Annotated in this window: 18 protein-coding genes; 8 read left to right on the forward strand and 10 right to left on the reverse strand. The window is 46.6% G+C overall.

Going from position 1 to position 19407, the window contains the following annotated elements:
- Positions 1–197 precede the first annotated feature (197 nt).
- The 8 genes from GWP40_RS02550 to GWP40_RS02585 all read left to right on the forward strand — a co-directional run bounded on the left by GWP40_RS02550 (position 198) and on the right by GWP40_RS02585 (position 9174).
- Positions 198–1496 carry a cyclic nucleotide-binding domain-containing protein gene (locus GWP40_RS02550; RefSeq protein WP_212565920.1) on the forward strand — a complete coding sequence of 433 codons (1299 nt, stop codon included), beginning with the start codon at positions 198–200 and terminating at the stop codon, positions 1494–1496.
- 52 nt (positions 1497–1548) lie between these two features.
- Entirely contained in the window at positions 1549–2538 is a 990-nt protein-coding gene (gene hprK / locus GWP40_RS02555) for an HPr(Ser) kinase/phosphatase (RefSeq protein WP_212565921.1), read from the forward strand.
- An 11-nt stretch (positions 2539–2549) separates the two neighbouring features.
- Entirely contained in the window at positions 2550–2816 is a 267-nt protein-coding gene (locus tag GWP40_RS02560; protein WP_212565922.1) for an HPr family phosphocarrier protein, read from the forward strand.
- A 9-nt stretch (positions 2817–2825) separates the two neighbouring features.
- Complete coding sequence (gene holA, locus GWP40_RS02565; RefSeq protein WP_212565923.1) at positions 2826–3830, forward strand: DNA polymerase III subunit delta; 1005 nt, start codon at positions 2826–2828, stop codon at positions 3828–3830.
- 124 nt (positions 3831–3954) lie between these two features.
- Entirely contained in the window at positions 3955–5556 is a 1602-nt protein-coding gene (gene lysS, locus GWP40_RS02570; RefSeq protein WP_212565924.1) for a lysine--tRNA ligase, read from the forward strand.
- 253 nt (positions 5557–5809) lie between these two features.
- Complete coding sequence (locus GWP40_RS02575; RefSeq protein WP_212565925.1) at positions 5810–6892, forward strand: uracil phosphoribosyltransferase; 1083 nt, start codon at positions 5810–5812, stop codon at positions 6890–6892.
- 19 nt (positions 6893–6911) lie between these two features.
- Positions 6912–7841: a tetratricopeptide repeat protein gene (locus tag GWP40_RS02580; protein ID WP_230974549.1), complete on the forward strand. Its 930-nt coding sequence runs from the start codon at positions 6912–6914 to the stop codon at positions 7839–7841.
- Positions 7825–9174: a sodium-dependent transporter gene (locus GWP40_RS02585; RefSeq protein WP_212565927.1), complete on the forward strand. Its 1350-nt coding sequence runs from the start codon at positions 7825–7827 to the stop codon at positions 9172–9174. Before GWP40_RS02580 ends, GWP40_RS02585 begins: the two co-directional genes overlap by 17 nt.
- A gap of 58 nt (positions 9175–9232) precedes the next feature.
- Here GWP40_RS02585 and ruvC read toward each other — a convergent pair whose 3' ends face one another.
- From ruvC to GWP40_RS12595, 10 genes are all read right to left on the reverse strand, one after another.
- The gene (gene ruvC, locus GWP40_RS02590; RefSeq protein ID WP_212565928.1) at positions 9233–9730 is read right to left on the reverse strand and encodes a crossover junction endodeoxyribonuclease RuvC; all 498 of its coding nucleotides are present in this window, start codon (positions 9728–9730) and stop codon (positions 9233–9235) included.
- Between the two features lies 1 nt (position 9731).
- A complete protein-coding gene (locus GWP40_RS02595) occupies positions 9732–11489 on the reverse strand; it encodes an aminopeptidase P family protein (RefSeq protein ID WP_212565929.1) in 1758 nt (585 codons plus the stop codon).
- 12 nt (positions 11490–11501) lie between these two features.
- On the reverse strand, positions 11502–12059 hold the full coding sequence (locus GWP40_RS02600) for a glucosaminidase domain-containing protein (RefSeq protein ID WP_371922029.1): 558 nt from the start codon (positions 12057–12059) through the stop codon (positions 11502–11504).
- Between the two features lie 69 nt (positions 12060–12128).
- Positions 12129–13676, reverse strand: a complete 1548-nt coding sequence (gene guaA / locus GWP40_RS02605; RefSeq protein WP_212565931.1) for a glutamine-hydrolyzing GMP synthase — start codon at positions 13674–13676, stop codon at positions 12129–12131.
- Between the two features lie 117 nt (positions 13677–13793).
- Entirely contained in the window at positions 13794–14615 is an 822-nt protein-coding gene (locus GWP40_RS02610; protein WP_212565932.1) for a glycoside hydrolase family 191 protein, read from the reverse strand.
- A 67-nt stretch (positions 14616–14682) separates the two neighbouring features.
- Positions 14683–15420 carry a class I SAM-dependent methyltransferase gene (locus GWP40_RS02615; RefSeq protein ID WP_212565933.1) on the reverse strand — a complete coding sequence of 246 codons (738 nt, stop codon included), beginning with the start codon at positions 15418–15420 and terminating at the stop codon, positions 14683–14685.
- 160 nt (positions 15421–15580) lie between these two features.
- A complete protein-coding gene (locus GWP40_RS02620; protein ID WP_212565934.1) occupies positions 15581–16159 on the reverse strand; it encodes a CPBP family intramembrane glutamic endopeptidase in 579 nt (192 codons plus the stop codon).
- A 42-nt stretch (positions 16160–16201) separates the two neighbouring features.
- On the reverse strand, positions 16202–17116 hold the full coding sequence (locus GWP40_RS02625) for an alpha/beta hydrolase (RefSeq protein WP_212565935.1): 915 nt from the start codon (positions 17114–17116) through the stop codon (positions 16202–16204).
- 175 nt (positions 17117–17291) lie between these two features.
- Positions 17292–18914, reverse strand: a complete 1623-nt coding sequence (locus tag GWP40_RS02630; RefSeq protein WP_230974550.1) for a beta-N-acetylhexosaminidase — start codon at positions 18912–18914, stop codon at positions 17292–17294.
- Positions 18871–19230 (reverse strand): hypothetical protein, encoded by a 360-nt coding sequence (locus GWP40_RS12595; RefSeq protein ID WP_230974551.1) that lies wholly within the window; start codon positions 19228–19230, stop codon positions 18871–18873. The genes GWP40_RS02630 and GWP40_RS12595 overlap by 44 nt, the downstream gene beginning before the upstream one ends.
- Positions 19231–19407: the final 177 nt, after the last annotated feature.

The following is a 19407-nucleotide window of genomic DNA, read 5'->3' on the forward strand; positions in this document are numbered from 1 at the left end:
AGCCTCTTTATTTTTCGATATTTGATTAATAACCTGATGTGTTTATCCTGCTTCTCAAAATAAAATGTGCAAAATTTTTAGCAAAATTTTGCATGAAAGGCAGCGCTTAAACTATTTCTGATGCGTTTGTCCGTCTTTCCTAAAAGTAGTGTGAAATTTTGTATATCTACAAAATTTCACACAGAAGGATAAAAGTTATGAAGAAGATACCGATTGTCAGTACCGTTGCAACCACCGTAGATGCGATGGAGCAGGCATGTAAACAGTCTAATTTCAGTATTATTTCGCAACAATTACATGATTACGCCGAGGTGCTTTCGGCTTTCCGATACGAAATGCCGGAGATCAAGATTATCGATTTCGGTGATCCGGCGGTTCATGCGGAAAAATGCCTTAAAGTAGTAAAGGATGATCCGTGGCTGCTGTTTGGAGGAGTTATTGCAATTACCGATTCGCAGGAACAAAAAGCGACACTGACACAACGGAAAGAGCCTAACTTTTTATTTGTTTTAACGCGCAAGGAATTTGAACAGTATGTTGCGCAGATTATTAAAATCTTAAATCATCATGAACATTTTTTAGTCAACCGTGGAATGAGTCATCCGGCAAACGAGCTTGAACACGGCAGTTTTACCAGTGAGACCGATCCGTTTGAAATTATGTTCTATGCAAATCTTATCTCTACATACCTTTATAATACCGATCGTGTGAATGAAGCGGAACGGAGTGCGTTTCAGGGCGCGATGATGGAGTTGCTGCTGAACGCTGTAGAGCACGGTAATTGCAATATCAGTTATGATGAGAAAACCGAATGGCTTAAACAGGGAAAGGATGTACTTGAGCTTATCAGAATAAAGCAGATGGATCCTGCTGTCGGAACGAAAAAAGTTCTCATCACATACAATATTTCTCCTGAACGCACGCGGATTACCATCAAAGATGATGGCCCAGGGTTTGACTGGCGTTCCGCGCTCGATGCGCCTTTTGAAGCAGGTTTACATGGGATGGGCATTAAGATGAGCCAAAGTTTTGTAAAAGAACTGTATTATAATGATGCGGGGAACGAGGTTTCATTCGAGGTTCCAAATCAAAAAAACAGTGCAAACCTCACACCGGCAATTTTGCGGGAGCAGGAAACCTTTCATTTTAATCACTTGCAGGTGGTATGCCGTCAAAACGATGAATCAAGCAATCTTTTTTATATTCGCTCCGGCCGCTATGCTGTTTATGTCGACAATACGCTGTTAACGGTGCTGACTCCCGCGGATATTTTTATCGGAGAGATGGCATTTCTCACTAATGATAGACGGTCGGCAACGGTTGTCGCAATCGGAAATGGTACGTTAGTTAAAGTGCCTAAGATGAAATTTATGAAGCTGATCGAATCTTACCCGCATTACGGTATTTTTTTGTCGCGGCTTCTTGCTGACCGCCTTGCTCGCCAATCACGCGAAAGCGCCTCGCTCAAGACCGAACTGAAAGCCTTGAAAGATTGAGCTTAGGGTAAACACATTTACAAAGATACGCCGGTTCGCTATACTCGCGTATATGCTTTCTAAGAGTTTAACGGTACTTGAGTTACTCGATCTCGACCTAACGGAGCACGATGCGCTTCACCTGCATTGCGTGTGCGGACAAAAGGGATTGACGCGCAGCATTACCGTTGCGGATTTAAATCGTCCCGGGCTTGCGCTTTCAGGTTTCTTTGATTCCTTTGCGTATCAGCGCGTTCAGTTGTTTGGCAGGGGGGAATGCGCGTATTTACAAAAACTCATCGAAAGCAATACCGTCGAAAATATAAAAAAAATGATGACCTACGATATCCCTTGCTGTATTTTCTCTCATAATATCACTCCGCCTCCGGTATTTCTGGAACTGGTACAGGAAACCGGCTGCCCCGTGCTGCAAACGGATCTTTCTTCCAGTGCGCTTTCCGTGCGGTTGATGCGTGTTCTCTCTAACGTGTTCGCCCCGACGGTGGCAATCCATGGTGTTCTGGTAGAAGTGTACGGACTTGGTATTCTTATTTTAGGTGATTCTGGGGTCGGCAAAAGCGAAACGGCGCTTGAGCTTGTGGAACGCGGACACCGATTGGTGGTTGATGATGTGGTCGAGATCACCTGTATCAACGGGAATAGCTTAATCGGGCGCGGCGCCAATAAGATGATCGGTCACCACATGGAAATACGGGGGCTGGGCATTATCAATATCATGCAGCTGTATGGTGTCCGATCGGTGCGGGAACAGAAGCAGATACAGCTGGTGGCAAAGTTGGAAGAGTGGGATTCGCACAAAGTATATGACCGCATCGGTACTGAAGAGCTTACCACCGAGATACTGGATGTAAAACTACCGCTTTTGGAAATACCGGTAAAATCGGGGCGGAATATTCCGATTATTTTAGAAACGGCCGCAATGAATGAGCGGCTTAAAAGTATGGGCGTTTATTCTGCGAAAGAATTTAATCAAAATATTCTGCGCTGGATGGAAAGCGATACAAGCCGTGTACCTTATTATTCGGCGGATGATACCTACTAAGGAAAATATCTATGGTAACAAAGAAGATTATTGTGCAAAATCGCGCCGGCATCCATGCGCGTCCTTCATCGTTGATTGTACAAACGGCAGCTAAGTTTCAGTCGAATATTATGTTTGAAAAAGAAAACATTACCGTGAATGCAAAATCCATTATGGGTGTAATGACAATGGCAGCAGGGTATCAAACCGAACTGACCGTTTCCGCAGACGGCGCCGATGAAGCCGAAGCCATCGCAGCGCTTGAACAGCTTTTTGCCTCGAAATTTGAAGAGGAATAACGCAAAAAGATGAGTGCTCCTTTATGGCTTTTTACCGGCCCCGAGTTGGGAGAGCGGAACGATGCGCTTGAAGCGCTGCGAAAAAGCGCGGAAAAAAAATACGGACAGCTCGACAATCATCTCTTTTATGCAGCGGATACTTCAATATCGGTTGTTTTGGATGCCGTGCAGAACGGCTCCCTGTTTGCGGAAGCTCGGTTTGCCGTTGTCAGAAATGCGGAAATAATCAAAAAAAAGGAAGATATACAGGCGCTTACGCAGTGGGTTGAGCAGACTCCTTCCGAAGTCGGCGCTTTTTTAGTCCTGATCTCCGATGAAATCGGCATCGATAAAAAAATTGAAGCGCTGGTTCCCAAAGATCATAAAAAAATATTCTGGGAGCTTTTTGAAAATAGAAAGCAGGATTGGATCCGCCGTTTTTTTGCGCAGTCGAAGATCAGTATTGAGCAGGATGCTATCGAGGTACTGCTGGAGTTGGTAGAAAATAACACCGAAGCGTTAAAAACTACCTGTGCGCATATCAGCCTCTTTTTTGAACAGGGTGCAACGCTGACTGCGGAAACCGTTGAACACCTGCTTGCGCATAACAAAGAAGAAACGCCGTTTACGCTTTTTGACGCGCTGAGCAATGCCAATCTGGAATATGCGCTGAATATCCGCCAAAAGCTGACCCTTTCCAAAGAATCCTCTCCGGTACAGCTGATTGCGGGACTTACTTACTGCTTTCGGCGGCTGCGTGACTGGCACAATCTTGCGCAAACCGGCGGGCTTGACGATTTCAGCTTAAAAAAAGCAGGCTTTACCTCGAAAAAAGCAATCGACCAATATCGCCGGGCGAGTAAACAGTGGAGTGAGCAGACCGTATACCGCATTATATCGCTCTTAAATAAAACCGATATGCAAATCCGCACGATGGGGCAAGAACTTTCGGGTGTGTTGCTGGACACCTGCCTTTACAGCATTATTTATAATCAAGGGCGTGAATTGGCGGCGTACAGCAACGCTGCACGGTAGTGCATTTTCAATTGACACAATCGACTGCGCAGTATACAATTCCGCAATATTTTTCGAATAATCACTAAAACACGACCTTTCGAGCCTGATTGACAGGGGCGTTTGAGTTCAACACAAGGACAACATGAGTAAAGAACAAAACAATCAGAAATTAGTACATTGGGCGGATCAAACCGCGGAGAAGATTATACGCGAGCGCGGCGATTTGGATTCTTATACGTGCGCTTCGGGGATTACGCCGTCGGGAACCGTTCACATCGGTAACTTCCGAGAAATTATCTCGGTCGATTTAGTTGTACGCGCGTTGCGCGACCGCGGCAAAAAGGTACGCTTTATTTATTCTTGGGACGATTACGATGTGTTCCGCAAAGTACCAGAAAATATGCCCGGAAAGGAAACGCTGCAAAACTATCTGCGGTATCCTATAACGATGGTTCCCGATACAACCGGTCGCGACACCTCGTATGCGCGCCATCACGAAGTGGATGTAGAGCAGACGCTGCCGCGCGTTGGTATTTATCCCGAGTTTTTATATCAGGCTGAACGGTACCGCAGCGGTATGTATGCCGAGGGGATGAAAAAAGCGCTGCAGAGCCGCGACAAAATAAAAGATTGTTTAAACCGTTACCGCGACGATGAGCATAAAATTCCTGCAACGGAAGAATATTGGCCGGTCGCGGCTTTTTGCTGCAAGTGTAATAAAGACACTACGGAAATAATTTCTTATGACGGCGAATACGGATTGGAATACCGCTGCACAAGCTGCGGGCATCAGGAAAAGGCTGACTTGCGTACTTCAAAGGAATTAAAACTTGGATGGAGAGTCGACTGGCCGATGCGCTGGCAGTTTGAAAAAACGGTTTTTGAACCTGCCGGAAAAGACCATCACAGCCAAGGCGGCTCATTCGACACGGCGCGGCTTGTCGCGGATGAAATTTATAACTGGCCTGCTCCCGTCAGCTTCCGCTACGATTTTATCGGCATTAAAGGCTTGCCGGGTAAAATGTCGTCGTCGAAAGGGAAGGTTATCAGTCTGTCCGATGTCTTGAACGTGTATCAGCCTGAAATTGCGCGGTACCTGTTTGCCGGAACGAGGCCGAACACGGAATTCTCCATCAGCTTCGACTTGGACGTTATCAAAACCTATGAGGATTACGATAAAACCGAGCGCATCGCATGGGGTGTCGATAAAGCGAAAAACGATGAGGTATATGCAAAGGAGCGCCGCATCTATGAACTTTCACAGGTTGAGGGAATGCCGCCGTGCATATCCTATCAAATTCCGTTCAGACACCTCTGTAATTTATTGCAAATTAACGCAGGAGACATCGCTGCAGTCATGAAGCTTTTGCCGGATATGAAAGAAGAACAGCGGGAGCGTTTTGAAGCGCGGGCGAAGTGCGCATGGTATTGGATTACTGAATGTGCGCCGGAAGATTTCCGGTTTGCGCTGCGTACTGACGGCGGCAAGGCGGCTCTTTCCGCAGCCGAAACCGCTGCGCTCTGCAAAATCCGCGACGAGCTGTTACCGCAGATGGACGCGCTTGATGAAAAAGCTTTTTCAACTGCGCTGTATGATGTAGCTCATGCGTGCGAAATCGAACCGAAAGCGCTGTTTACCGCTGTTTATCAGGCGTTGATTGGGAAAGACCAAGGACCGCGCCTTGCCGGTTTTATGAAGATAATCGGAAAGGAACGGCTTGCACAATTGCTTTCATTCTATTAGAATACTGCGCAAATGGCAAAACATGGTTGCACTTCGGCATTGGATGTAAATTCTGTACTCGAAAAAATGGGGAAGGTATTCCGCTGTTGTTGCCTTTCCCTTTGCAGCCGGTGTTTCATTTTAGTGAATTTTTTTTAAACGCTCTTTTTTAAGGGCGTTTTTTTTTGTGAACACGGATGTCTTAGATGTCTTAAAAGGCCGGCCGTATTTATGATCATCTTCGTATTGTGCCGAATGCTTCGTCCGTGTTTATATGGAGGAGTTTGATATGAAACAAGTTATTATGGAAGCGGAATCGCTTCAAGGGTATTTAACATCGAAGGATACTGCATACCTCAAGAAATTGGATGAATTGTATAATCAGACAATGCAACAATTTACACGGCTCGATGCTGCCGCGGATATAAAAGAAAAAGATACGGCTGAAACTGAGATTATCGCATTATATGATAAAATGGGAAAGATTTTGCAGGAAATCTGCAAAGAAGTACCTCAGCTCAAGGTCTATTCATTCAATACCGATTTTGCAAGCCATGCGGAAGCCTCCCGTGTTATAGCAAAACTGCGTAGTAGCGAAACCGGTCATAATGAATTCATCTATTATACGCAGCGTGCTTATGAGATGCTGTTTAAACTTGCATATAGCGGAAGCCACGAGGACAGCAAAAACTACCTTATTTCCAAAACGCCGGTTACCGTCCCCGTACAGAACTATGCCGTGCATAAGATCTGCGACATCGATCACAAAATAGAAAACACCGTCATGTGCGTTATGCTGCGCGGTGCACTCCTTCCCTCGATGATTATGTCCAAGGAGATTGAAGAGTATTCTTCGCACGGCTATGTAACCCCGTTTGCACTGTTTAAGATTAAACGGGATGATACAAAAAAAGTCGATGATATGCAGTACGTTCTCAATTTGGATATGTCGTATTTTAATCTGGACGACTTAAACGGAAAGGATCTTATCTTTGCCGATCCGATGAATGCAACCGGCGGCAGTTTGATTACCGTTGTCAAATACCTTGAACGGCAGGGGGTAAAACCGAAATCGATCAGCTGTTTCCATGTCATCTCCTCGCTCAAGGGAGCCCTTTGTGCCGCCCGCGCCTTAAAAAACTGTACGGTATACACGCTATGGATGGATCCCGCATTGAACTCCGCCGCCTATATCCTTCCCGGGCTGGGAGACGCGGGCGATAGAATCAACGGCATCGATGAGGCTGAGCATCCGCGGAATATGATTCAGCTTATTGCAGATTATGGCGCGACTATTGCAGGCCTTTACCGGCACCAGTTGAGAGCGATTGAGAATGTGGTACTTCAAAATAAATAAGCGTATTGATGAGAGAGCTGTGCAATTGACGGCGGGAGCGGCGATTCAACAGAGTACAGCTGTTAACTCCGCCGAGGCTGTCCGCAATAGTGCCGATCGGGTACCGAAAAAAATCATACTGTTTTGCTTACTGCTTTTTATAACCGCTGCAGGCACGTTTGCAAAGGGTAATGTCGACTCCGAAACGGCGAAAGCCTATTTTGAGATTGCCCAAGCCTATACCGAAGTATCAAAGTACGATAAAGCGGTGGAGTTTTATCTAAAGGCGGCAAAGGATCCTGCACATAAAAATGCGGCGGAATATAATTTGGCACGGGTGTACGGGCTGCAAGGCGACTGGGGGAAAGCAAAGAATATCCTCGAACGGCAATATAAAGACGCACCCGGCAATGTGCTGATATTAAAAGCATACTCCTATAGCCTTGCAGCAACCGGCGATGAATCGCGCGCCTGTGAAATGTATAAAAAACTGTACGATGAGGATTCGGAAAATCCCGATGCAGCGCTCAATTATGCCCGCATACTGATTCTTTCCAAACGCTATGATGAAGCAACGGCTTTTATTACAGAGCTGAAAACCCGATTTACCGAAAGCAGCGAGAACAAGGCCTTAGCGGAACTTGAAGAAAAAATCAAAAAAGCGCAGGAAGAGCCGGAAAAACAGGAAAACGAAAGTCAGGATAAAGACGGTAAAATGCAGGATCAGAACGATAACATGAAGGATAAGAAAGATACGGCAGACGCCGCCGAAAGCCAAGCGGAAAAGGCCGATTCCCATTCTAAGAGCGGACAAGATGCTGCGAAACCAACCGAGACAGGTACGGTAAAAGATGAGAACTCACAGACGAAACCGTCAGCTGATTCTAAAACGTCGTCGTCAACGCCTATAAAACCGGCGACAGGAACCGAAGCCTCAGATGTAAAGGTAAAAGATGGAAAAAAAACATAACAGGTTTGTCAGCAACATAGGGTTTATTCTCGCCTGCGTCGGCTCAGCTGTCGGTATGGCGAATGTGTGGGGCTTCCCCTACAAGCTCGGAAGCAACGGCGGCGGCGCCTTTTTGCTCATCTATGTCTTATTTGTTATCCTTTTCGGGTATGTCGGGCTTTCCGCGGAATACGCAATCGGCCGCCGCAGCGGTACGGGGACGCTCGGTTCCTATGCCTATGCGTGGAAACACGGCCGTAAAGACCTCGAGAGCATCGGTAAGATAGTCGGATGGCTGCCCTTGGCGGGTTCAATTACAATCGCTATCGGGTATGCCGTTATCATCGCGTATGTACTAAAAGCTTTTACGCAGTCCGTATTTGGCAATATTATGACGGTAGAACCCGGACAGTGGTTTGAATCCTTTGCCTTTAAGCAGTTCAGCGTTGTACCCTATCACGCGGTTATTATTATTGTAACGCTGCTGACTATTGTGCTCGGTGCACATACGATAGAAAAAACAAATAAAATAATGATGCCGCTCTTTTTCATATTGTTTGCAGCATTGGCAGTTCGTATGGCATTTTTGCCCGGCGCTTTTGCAGGGTATACGTTTTTATTTACTCCCGATTGGAGCCATTTAAAAAATCCGTCTGTATGGATAACCGCGATGGGGCAGGCCTTTTTCTCGCTCTCCATTACCGGATCGGGGATGATTGTCTACGGCGCTTATTTAAGTAAAGATCATGACTGCGTAGCGGGAGCAAAAAATACCGCACTGTTTGATACCATCGCGGCGGTTGTTGCAGCCCTTGTGATGATCCCCGCGTGTTTCGCTTATCGGATGGATCCCGCAGGCGGCCCCGGTTTGCTGTTCGTTGTCCTCCCTTCTATCCTTCAAAAAATGCCCGGCGGCAGAATATTCGGTATCATCCTGTACCTTGTCGTCGTGTTCGGAGGAATTTCGTCCTTGCAGAATATGCTTGAAGTTGTCGCCGAATCGCTGATGCACACGTTTAAAGGCTTAAAACGCACCGCAGTGATTATTGTGCTCGGCATAATCACCTTCGGCATTGGTGTATTTATGGAACCGATCGCAGAAACTAAGGGCGCAATTCTCGGCGGATGGGGCGCATGGATGGATTTGGTTTCCACATATATTATTCCGATCGGGGCAGTGCTCGGCGCCGTTTCGTGGTTCTGGGTAATGAAAAAAGATGAGCTGTTGGACGAAATCAACACCGGAGCAAAGAAACGCTACGGCAACGGATGGTACTACCTCGGCAAATACGTATACACGCTCTTTGCACTGTTTTTGTGCGTTGTCGCATTAGTGCGCGGCGAAGGGTTCTAGGAAAACGGCACCCCTGTGAAAAAACGCTGTATCCGTCGATTGACTTAGTTGGGAAAATCTAAACACCTGTATTTATGTATGTAATAGCTGCCGCCAGCGCATCGGCGGCGTGGTCGGGTTTCGGTATCGCTTTAAGGCCGAGCAGCAGCTGGACGGTGAGCTGCACTTGCTGTTTTTCCGCCTGTGCGATGCCGGTAACCGCTTTTTTAATAGCGTTCGGCGCGTATTGAAAGACGGGAACTCCCGCCTGCGCTAAGGCAAGCAGGGTTACGCCGCGCGCTTCCGAAACACTCAAAGCGCTCGTTACGTTTTTTGCAAAATAGAGCGTTTCGATACCGGCGGCGGCGGGTTGGTATGTGCGGATAAGCTCCGTGAGCCGGTCAAAGACAATGAGCAGCCGGTTTCCCTGTACCTGTCCCGCCTCCGTTTGAATAACACCGTAATCGATACAGCGCATCCTGCTGCCTGACACAGCAATAATGCCGTAGCCGGTATGGGCAAGCCCGGGGTCAAGCCCCATAATAATCCGTCCTGCAGCTGTCTGCTGTTCTGCCATCTTACAGCGCCCGTGTTCGCTCTTTTAAGAAGGCGCGATGTGTTTCATCCAAATGAGGTTCCAGCGCCGTGCGAACCGCTTGATTATAATCGTTCAGCCACTTGAGTTCTTCGGGGAGTAACAGCTCCTTCACTACCGGCCGTGTGTCGATCGGGCAGAGCGTCAGCGTTTCAAACTCCAAGAAGGTGCCGTACTCCGTCGTTTTCCATTCCTTTGTCAGTGTGAGATTTTCGATGCGGATACCGTGACTTCCGGCGCAGTAAAAACCGGGTTCGTTGGAGGTAATCATTCCCGCCTTCATCGGAGTATCCGTATAGCGAAGTCCGATATTCTGCGGCCCTTCGTGAACGGCCAACACATACCCGACGCCGTGTCCGGTACCATGCTTATAGTCCTTGCCGTATTTTCGGAGCGGATTGCGGGCGAGGATATCGAGCTTATAGCCGGTGGTGTTTTCCGGGAAGCGGGCTAAAGCAAGCTGGATATGCCCTTTGAGCACCAGCGTATAGTCCTCTTTTTCTTCTGCGGTGAGCGGGCCAAGCGGAATGGTACGGGTAATATCCGTTGTTCCGTCTTTATATTGTCCGCCTGAATCAAGCAATAAAAAGCCTTTGGGCTGTAAGGTTGCGGCCGTTGCTTTTTTAGGTCCGTAGTGAATAATCGCCGCATTCGCCCCGTATCCTGCAATCGTGGTAAAGCTCGCCTCGATAAAGTCGGGCTGTTCGGCACGGAAGCGCAACAGCTGTTCGGAAACATCCCATTCGGTAACGCCGCTATCGGCATGATCTTCCGCCCATTTAAGGATTTTGACCATCGCGATACCGTCTTTAAGGAACGCATGCCGGTAGTTTTTAATTTCGATTTTGTTTTTCACCGCTTTCATCGAAGAGGTGATATTAAGACCTTCTATTATATCCGCTTTAATCTTGTTGCGTAAGAAGATATTTGTCCGTGCGGGATCAAGGTAGACCGTACCCTGCAGCTTTTCGGCATCGGCGAAAATCGCTTCATACGGTGCAACGGAGACTCCTTCGTTTTCCAGCGTCGCCTTTACCGTATCTGTCATTTGCCGCGCGTCAATGTAAAGCCGTGCGTTCTGCATATCAACCAAGGCGTAGGCGGTAACAACCGGCGTGCATTCAATATCGTTGCCGCGGATATTAAAGAGGTAACAAACATCCTCCAAAGCCCCGATAACCGTTGACTCCGCTTTCTTTTCCCGAAGCGCTGCGCGGACTTCCTCGATTTTCTCGGAGGCGGATTTTCCCGTATAGCGGACATCGAGTATAAAGGCGGCGCTTAATACGGGTGCAGGGCGGTCAGTCCACATTTCCCCGATAAGATCACGGTCAGTAACAAACTTCATATCGGGAAGCGACGAGTTAAACTGTGCGAACGAATTGACCGACATCACTTTCCCGTCCATGCCGATCGTACTTCCCGCAGGAAGCGTTTGCGCAAGATATTCAAACACAGTCGGTACATTCGGCTCTCCGCTTTTTTGCAAGAGGATACCGCTTCCCTCCAATTCTTTTTCAGCCTGTAAAAAATAGCGACCGTCAGTCCATAAAAAGGCCTTGTCTTTTGTAACCAATACGGCGCCCGCAGAGCCGGTAAAGCCGGAAATAAAGACGCGGGTCTTATCGTGTTCGGCAAGATATTCACACTGATGCGGGTCGGCGGTTGGAATATAATACGCGTCAAATCCGCATTCCGCCATTTTATTGCGCAATACGTTAATACGTTCAGCTATTGTCATTCTGATCTCCTTCTATAGTCCTGCGTACATGCGGCGCAGGAGCTGGTCTATCTTATGCCCGTAAGCGGGATCCGATGCCCACGTTCCGGCAAGGTTGTAAATATACGGCGCCTTGCCTTTTGGGTTTACATAGCGATAACGCGGATCTACGGACGGAAGGTTGAGCGGTTCGGCACTGGCATACGCCTTTAAATGCTGAATATGCGCCCTGACTCCCATTTGTTCGTCGGGGAACGCCAAGCCCGGGTTTTCTGCGTTGACGGCGCCGAGTCCGCAAAAATTGTTCATGTCTGCGGTTACCAATCCGCCGAACCGTAAAAAGCCGGTTTCCAAGCACATCTGCACAAAAGCGATATCGGCATTTATCCCTTCGGCGGCGGACTCTTCCAGATAATACCCTGCTAATCGTTTTACTTTTTCCTGATCGGCTTCGGCTGCTTGCGCTAAGGCGGTTTGCGTTAAAAAAAACGAAACAAGTTGCTCCTGCGTCATGCGTCCGGTTCCCATAATCGCTTTAGGAATGGATGGCGGAACCGACCGGCATGAAAAACAAAGCAATACCGCAAGCATGGTAATAAGGGTAAAAGGATGGTTTAAAAAACGCTTTATGCGAAAGTGGGAAATGCTCATACGGTTATGTTACTCCCATTCAATGGTTGCAGGAGGCTTGGGCGTAATGTCATACACCACACGGTTGATGCCTTTTACTTCGTTGATGATGCGGAGCGTAATCTTTTGCAGCAGCGGATATGGGATTTCTGCGACCTCAACCGTCATCGCATCGACGGATGTTACCGCCCGTATTGCTATCAGGTTGTCATACGTTCTGCCGTCGCCCATGGCGCCGACCGTGCGGACATTGGGGAATACGGTAAAATACTGCCAAATAGAATCCGCCAAGCCCGCCTGCGCAATCTCTTCTCGGAGAATGGCATCGCTTTCGCGTACCCAATGTAGTCGTTCGGGAGTGATTTCTCCTAAGATACGCACCGCAAGTCCCGGGCCGGGGAAGGGCTGCCGCTTAACCAGTTCGTCGGGAATACCGAGCGCCGTGCCGAGCGCCCGTACCTCGTCCTTAAACAGCATCCGCAGCGGTTCAATCAGTTCCTTAAAGTCGATATGTTCGGGAAGCCCGCCGACATTGTGATGGGATTTTATGACCGCCGCCTTTTTGCTGCCGCCGGATTCAATAACATCGGGATAGATGGTTCCTTGTACTAAAAAATCGACGGTGCCGATCTTTTTTGCTTCTTCTTCAAAAACACGGATAAATTCTTCACCGATAATCTTCCGCTTGCGTTCGGGTTCGGTTACTCCGGCAAGTTTTTTTAAGAACCGCTCTGAGGCATCCACATGGATGATGTTAAGACCGAGTGTTTCACGGTATGTTTTTAATACCTGTGCCGCTTCGTCTTTGCGTAAAAGACCGTGATCGACAAAAATACAGGTAAGCTGATCGCCGACGGCTTTATGCACCAGCACCGAAGCGACGGAGGAATCAACTCCGCCGGACAGAGCCGATATAACCTTTTTGTTGCCGACCTTTCGTTTTATTTCCTGAATAACCGTGTCGGCGGCGGTTGCGGCGTTCCAGACTTCGGTACATCCGCAAATACCGCGCACAAAGTTTTTGAGCATTTGTGTGCCGTATACGGAGTGTAATACTTCGGGATGGAATTGTACGCCGTAATATTTGCGCTCGGTATTCGCCATTGCGGCGATAGGACAGTTATCCGTTTTCGCAATAACGGTAAAGCCTTGGGGAAGGGCGGATACGCTGTCGTTATGGCTCATCCACACGATGGAGTCTGCCGGGCAATCTTTCCAGAGCGCTGCACCCGCTGCATCTCCGCCGGTGTACAGCTTCGTCTTACCGAATTCGCTTTTTTCTGCAGGCTGCACTTTTCCGCCGAGCAAATAGGTCATCAACTGCATTCCGTAGCAGATACCCAACACCGGTACTTTTAAGTTGAATATTTCAGGGTTACAGGTTGCCGCATCATCGGCATATACCGAATCGGGCGCTCCGGTTAAAATAATCCCTTTTAAAGAAACGCTTTGTATGCGGGAAAGTTCCGCGTCGAAAGGAAGGACTTCGCAATATACTCCGCATTCGCGGACACGGCGGGCAATGAGCTGGCTATACTGCCCTCCGAAATCAAGGATAATAATTTTTTCTGTGTGCATAGCGTACTATATCAGTGTATGAGCTGTTAGACAAGCAGTCTTTCGATTAGAGGTCAAGACTTTCCGAACCGCCATGGATAGCGGGCGGTTTTGATATGTTATGCCATTTGTCTAACCTCAAAATAGCTTATCGAGTTGTAATGAAGGGGATATGTCGTAGGTAAATCCGTTGCGTTCGCAATATGCTTTTATTTCTTTTGTCAGCTTTTTCGTTGCGCCGTATTCGAGTATATAGACGGCGAGGCCATACCTTTTACATTGAGCCAGATATTCCAAAAAATACTCTCTATCTTCTGCAGACTTTGCTCCGAATGTATTATTCTTAAAATGTATTTCGGTAAAGACGCTTTCTTGATTAACCCCGTGTACCATCACTTTAATGGAATCTTGCCGCATCGCTTCGGTTATAAACGTATCGCCGCCGTTAATGATAATGGGTTTATGCTCCGTATGTATTGTATGCAAGAGAGCTATCAGTCCCTGATATATTTCGGGTGTGTGATAATGATAATACACGTCAGCGTTATCAAGAAAAAAACCGTCTATGCCTTTTTGAGACAAAAGCTGCGCCTTATTTTTTATTCTGTTCTGCCATTTTTTATCCGCAACATTTACCCATTTTTCTTCATCCCAATTTTCGTAGTGTCCTAACGCCGTATCTGTAAATGCTGCGTAATCATCGCGGAATGTTTCGATAGAGCCGATATTTAAATAAGAAAAGATATACGTGTTTCCGTTTTTGTGAAGCTGTGCAATATCTTCTTGAGAAAAAAATTCCGCATCAATTACCAGCGTCTTAATTCCTTTAAGCTGTACCGCCTTGTCGGGCGACATACCGATCAGCACTTTATAATCTTTGGTACTTTCTGCGGATATACCGTTTATCACAATAAGTGCAAAAAAAATGAGGGACATACAAAAGGTTTTTACGGTTCGCATAAGTTGCTCCTGATCAAAATGAGAATATGACATCTATAAAAGATCGGGAAAATTTGCTACGCATCCTTCAAAATACATTTTTTTTTGCAACATATACTACAGCGTAATCCTCTGCACGGCTTTCGGTAAAACTGTAGTCCGAATAGGCGGCAGCGGACTGGAATCCCGTCTGTTCAAATAAGGTTAAAAGTGTTTGCCGTTGCAGCGGATGCAGCACCGTAAAGTCTGAATCTATAGTATCGTGCGTCTTGTCGGTAAATTCTATAGTAAACTTGATATTCCCGTCCGGTAAAAAATCATAGCGCCGCTTAAAAATAAAGGCGTCCGTTTCTTTATCCTTAAAGTTCATTTTTTTCTCAGCAAGGATGCGGTCGTAATTGAGAACTTCAACAATAAAAATACCGTACCCCTGTAACGACTGATACACGGAACTGAAAAAACGGCGAAGCGCTGCTTCATCAGGTAAATGCGGGAGCGTATTGCCGAAACACAGTACGCCGTTACAGGTACCGAATTGCAGAATATCGGCGATGTTCGCTTGATGGAATGCCAATTCTCCTGATGTGCGGATACCGAACGTATAGGCAGCTTTTTGTTCGGCAATTCCGATCATCTTTGCATTTAAGTCAAGTCCGTATATATCGTATCCGCGTTGATGTAATCCCAACGCCAGATCGCCGGTTGCACAACCGGCATCACACAATCTGCCCGGCAACGGACAAAGGTGTTGGATAAAATCAAGCTTTTCCGCCTCAACTGGGAAAAGTTCGCTGTAATGGTCTGCAATCAAATCATATACGTTCATTTACTCTTCTCCACCGCTGCAATTATGGTATACTATATCGATACAATGTGCTATAGGAGAACGATATGATCAAAATGACGAAATGAGCTTATAACCTAATTTGCAGTTATACAGATAACAGATACGGGGTGATTGTAAGGAATAAATCTACGGCGGAAAGTTAAGCTGCAGCGCTGTGACCCCACAGATAATAATACACCCCGATATTCCAAAGGCCGTGGACTGCGGCTACTAGTGCGATACTCGCCGCGGGATGAGTCACCTGTTTGAGCTTGAGATAGGCAATGCGGAATACGATTCCGGCTCCTGCGGCAAAGAGCATGGAAGAGAGTCCGAGGTAACGGTGTGCCAGTGTGAAGAGCAAGAGGGCGGAAAATTCGGTGAAGCACAATTCAAAAAACGACGCGATGTTATTCTCGCTGCATATATAAGAGAAAGACGAAAGCGGTAAACGTGCAGAGCATTTTGCTGCGGGCGAATTTTTTTGCAAGCGCGGTTCGACATAATGAGTGTAAATGCGATGCAGCCGATTCGGAGTATAGAGCCGGTATAGTATTTCTTCATACACAGCTGCGCATATCGTGTAACAGCAAAAAACGCTCTGCGCATATAGTCCGGTCGGCTTAGGCGGAAGGGTAAACGGTACCGCTGAAAACAGCGGAGGAAGTAATAAAAAAGCGGTTACCGCTGCAAATTCACTAAAGAAGAGTGCATCTTTTTTACTAAAGCGCCATTCCATTTCATCCCGCTATTTTATTGTAATCTTTTCCTTAAAAGCAGGTTATAGCCTGTTTTCTATCCATCCCAAGATATCGGCTTTTACTTCTTCTTTATTTGTCTCATTTAAGATTTCGTGTCGGGCGTTTTCGTATAGTTTTAACGTTACATCCCGTATCCCGATATTCTGATAGATACGATAAAGGGTTTTCAGCATTTTGCCTCCGTTGGAAACGGGGTCTTCCGAACCGGCGGTAATGAGAATAGGTAAATCAGTTGGTATACCTTTTAAAGCTTCTTGCGTATGGAGCCTTTTTAAACCGCGCATAAAATCCTGAAAGAAACCTGCAGTACAGACAAATCCGCAGTATTCATCATCGATATATTTTTTTACTTCGTTTTCATCCCTCGAAAGCCAGTCAAAGGCTGTGTGCGGATTTTTGATTCTGTTGTTATACGAACCGAAAACTAATGCATTCATAAACTTGGCAACGGATTTTCTCCCTTTGAATGCGCAGGTAAGGCTTGCAAGCAGCGAGGCAACAGATACGCTGGGGTTAGGACCTGCAGAACCGATGAGAACGGCCGCCTTTACCGTTGTACCGTACCGTTCGATGTATTCCTGCGTTACAAAGGAGCCGAACGAATGCCCGACGATGACATTTGGAAGTGCAGGATACTGTTTTTGTATCTCCGCATTGATTTCTTTTTGATCTTCGACAACACGTCCGAACCCGTCTCCGTCGGCAAGGTACCCCATTAAGCCGCTCTTTGCACCGGTCTTTCCGTGACCGCGGTGGTCGGATGCAACTACGGCAAAACCTTTTTTGCACGCTGCCTGTGCAAAATCATCATACCGGAGAGCGTGCTCCGCCATCCCGTGCACGATATGCAGCACCGCCTTCGGATGTTGTTCAGGAAGCCATGTATAAACGGCGAGGGAAGCGCCATCGCTCATTGTCTGATACGTAGTTTGCATCGTCTTTATCTCCCATAAAAAGTCAAGAAGAAAGTATCAACTTTCGATTGACTTTTTACGCACGTTCACAACGAAGTGAGAACGTGCAGATGATATACAAGTTTGCGTTTGAGCAAACTTGAGTAAATAAAAGCCGTGCCATTTGTACGGCTTTTATTTTACACTCCTTTTTGCCTTACCACGTTTCTCGGCAGGCGGTCATAATGCGTAAGGCACGGTTATAGCGTACCGCTTGCGGTTCAAGTGTTTTATTCGCTTCGGGGCATGGATCGAGCCGTTCTTCTTCAAGTTCATCAATGTGCGTAATCTTACCCTGTATATAATCGGCTAGTAATTCCTGCGTAACTTCCAGCCGCATCAACATTGCCCCGAAGCGATGATCCAACACCTCTGAACCGAACCCGCGGCATTCTTCCATCCATACCCGCCGCCGTGCCTTCGCCATTGTGGCTAATGCCATTTTGAGCGGTTGTATCTTCTTTTCGATCAATGCCTGCAATGCTCTTTTATCCGCTTTTTTATAGGCCTCCCAAATATCCAAGGGGAGTCTCCACTTATAGTAAAGCGTCTTCATCATCAATGCATAAAATTCGGCAATGCTGCGCTGAAGAGGATTATCCGTATTGGCTGCATCCTCGGTAAAGGCTTGCTCCAGTTTTTTATAGACGGCATCCATATCAGTTGTCAACGTCCGTATATAATACAGAAATTTTGAACCGAGCGGGTCTTGATATAACAGATACTTCGACGGCGTTATATCATAATCGTTACCGGTTGTTCCTTCAAACAAATCCGGCTCTCCCTGTCGCATCCATTCGTCAAGCCCCATACCGGTATAGAGCCTTAGATACTGCGCAAATCCCGCTTCTTGATATTTGGGATGACAGTCAAGATAGGCGAAGAGCACCAAACCGAACATACAGGTATAGAGCGGAGCCTCGCTGCCGTCATCACCCCATGAAGTAACGATGACTTCTTTGACTTTTTCCTTTCGGCAAGCTTCAATAGCAGCAAGTGTTGTTTCAAGGGTTTTCTTATGATGCGGTATATATCCCGTCCAGCGCCATGCTCCGCCGGCAAACATGGTCTTTTTCGTAAGCGCTCGGCATACTTGCAGGTGTTTTCGGTAATGCTTGGTCAAGCAGCTATAGTAATCCCAGTACATTAATCCTACCTGATGGGGGATAATCGGCTCAGTATTTTCTTTGTTATTGGAATAGCGGCCAAAGAACATATCATCCCAAACGATAGGCTTAAAGCCGTATGTTTTGCAGAGGTTTTTCATAAAAGCAAGATGCTCCTCCATAATATTCCTCTTTTGTTTGAGTCCGTTTTCATCCAAATAGCGCCCACGTCCCAGATTATGGGCTTCGTCCATTCCGATATGGATAATATCCGAAGAAAATGCTTTGCGTAACGACGCAATCATCCGTGTAAGCAGTACCCGGACTTCAGCATTAGCAATATTAAAGATGTTATCGATATCTTTATACTTGTATTCTATCGCCTCCCACATAAAATATTGATCCATGTGAGCAAGCGTCTGGATGCACGGAACCAACTGTACGCCGAAAATCTGCGCATAGCGGTCGAGCTCCTGCAAATCTTTGATGGAATACCGTCCGCGTAATGCACCAAAGTAAGGAGCGCCTTCAACTTCGTACACATCTTCCATATACAGCATAAACCACGAATGTCCCATAAAGGCCATTTCGCGAATAAGCTGTTTTAGCATATCGATATGTGCAACAGCATTACGGGAAAGATCGAGCATTAAGCCGTTTTTTTGTAAAAACATGATCCATGCGGAATTCCAATAAACGCTGGGCATCCCGCCTTGAGTAGAGCAGAGAATCTTCAATTGTTTGACTTTTAAGCAACAACATCGACAACGCAAAATAAAAATGCGGCGCAGAATCCGCTTCAATTTCGCACACGCCGTTTCTAAAAGTTGTGGAAATTTCGGAGTTCTTCACTTTTTTGAACATAACGGGAATACCGTCTTCGCTAATTCTAAGCGGATAGCTTTTTCTCAGTTCTGCAACTGCGAGCGTCATTTTTTCGTCAAGATCGGATAGATCAAGTTTTAACGGTTTCAACGGTTTTATTGCCATACACATTATTTTATCCATCAAAAATAATTAAAGAAACCCTCTAAAAATTTTAGGTTTTAGAGTTTCTAAATAGTAAAGACCATTATACCACAGTTATAAAGAAATGACAGCGCAAATTTTGCGTAAATTTTGCATAGGCTTTTAAAAAATTACTAACGAAGGTATAATTAGAAATAG

The sequence above is a fragment of the Treponema vincentii genome, from assembly GCF_018336815.1.
Classification (GTDB): domain Bacteria; phylum Spirochaetota; class Spirochaetia; order Treponematales; family Treponemataceae; genus Treponema.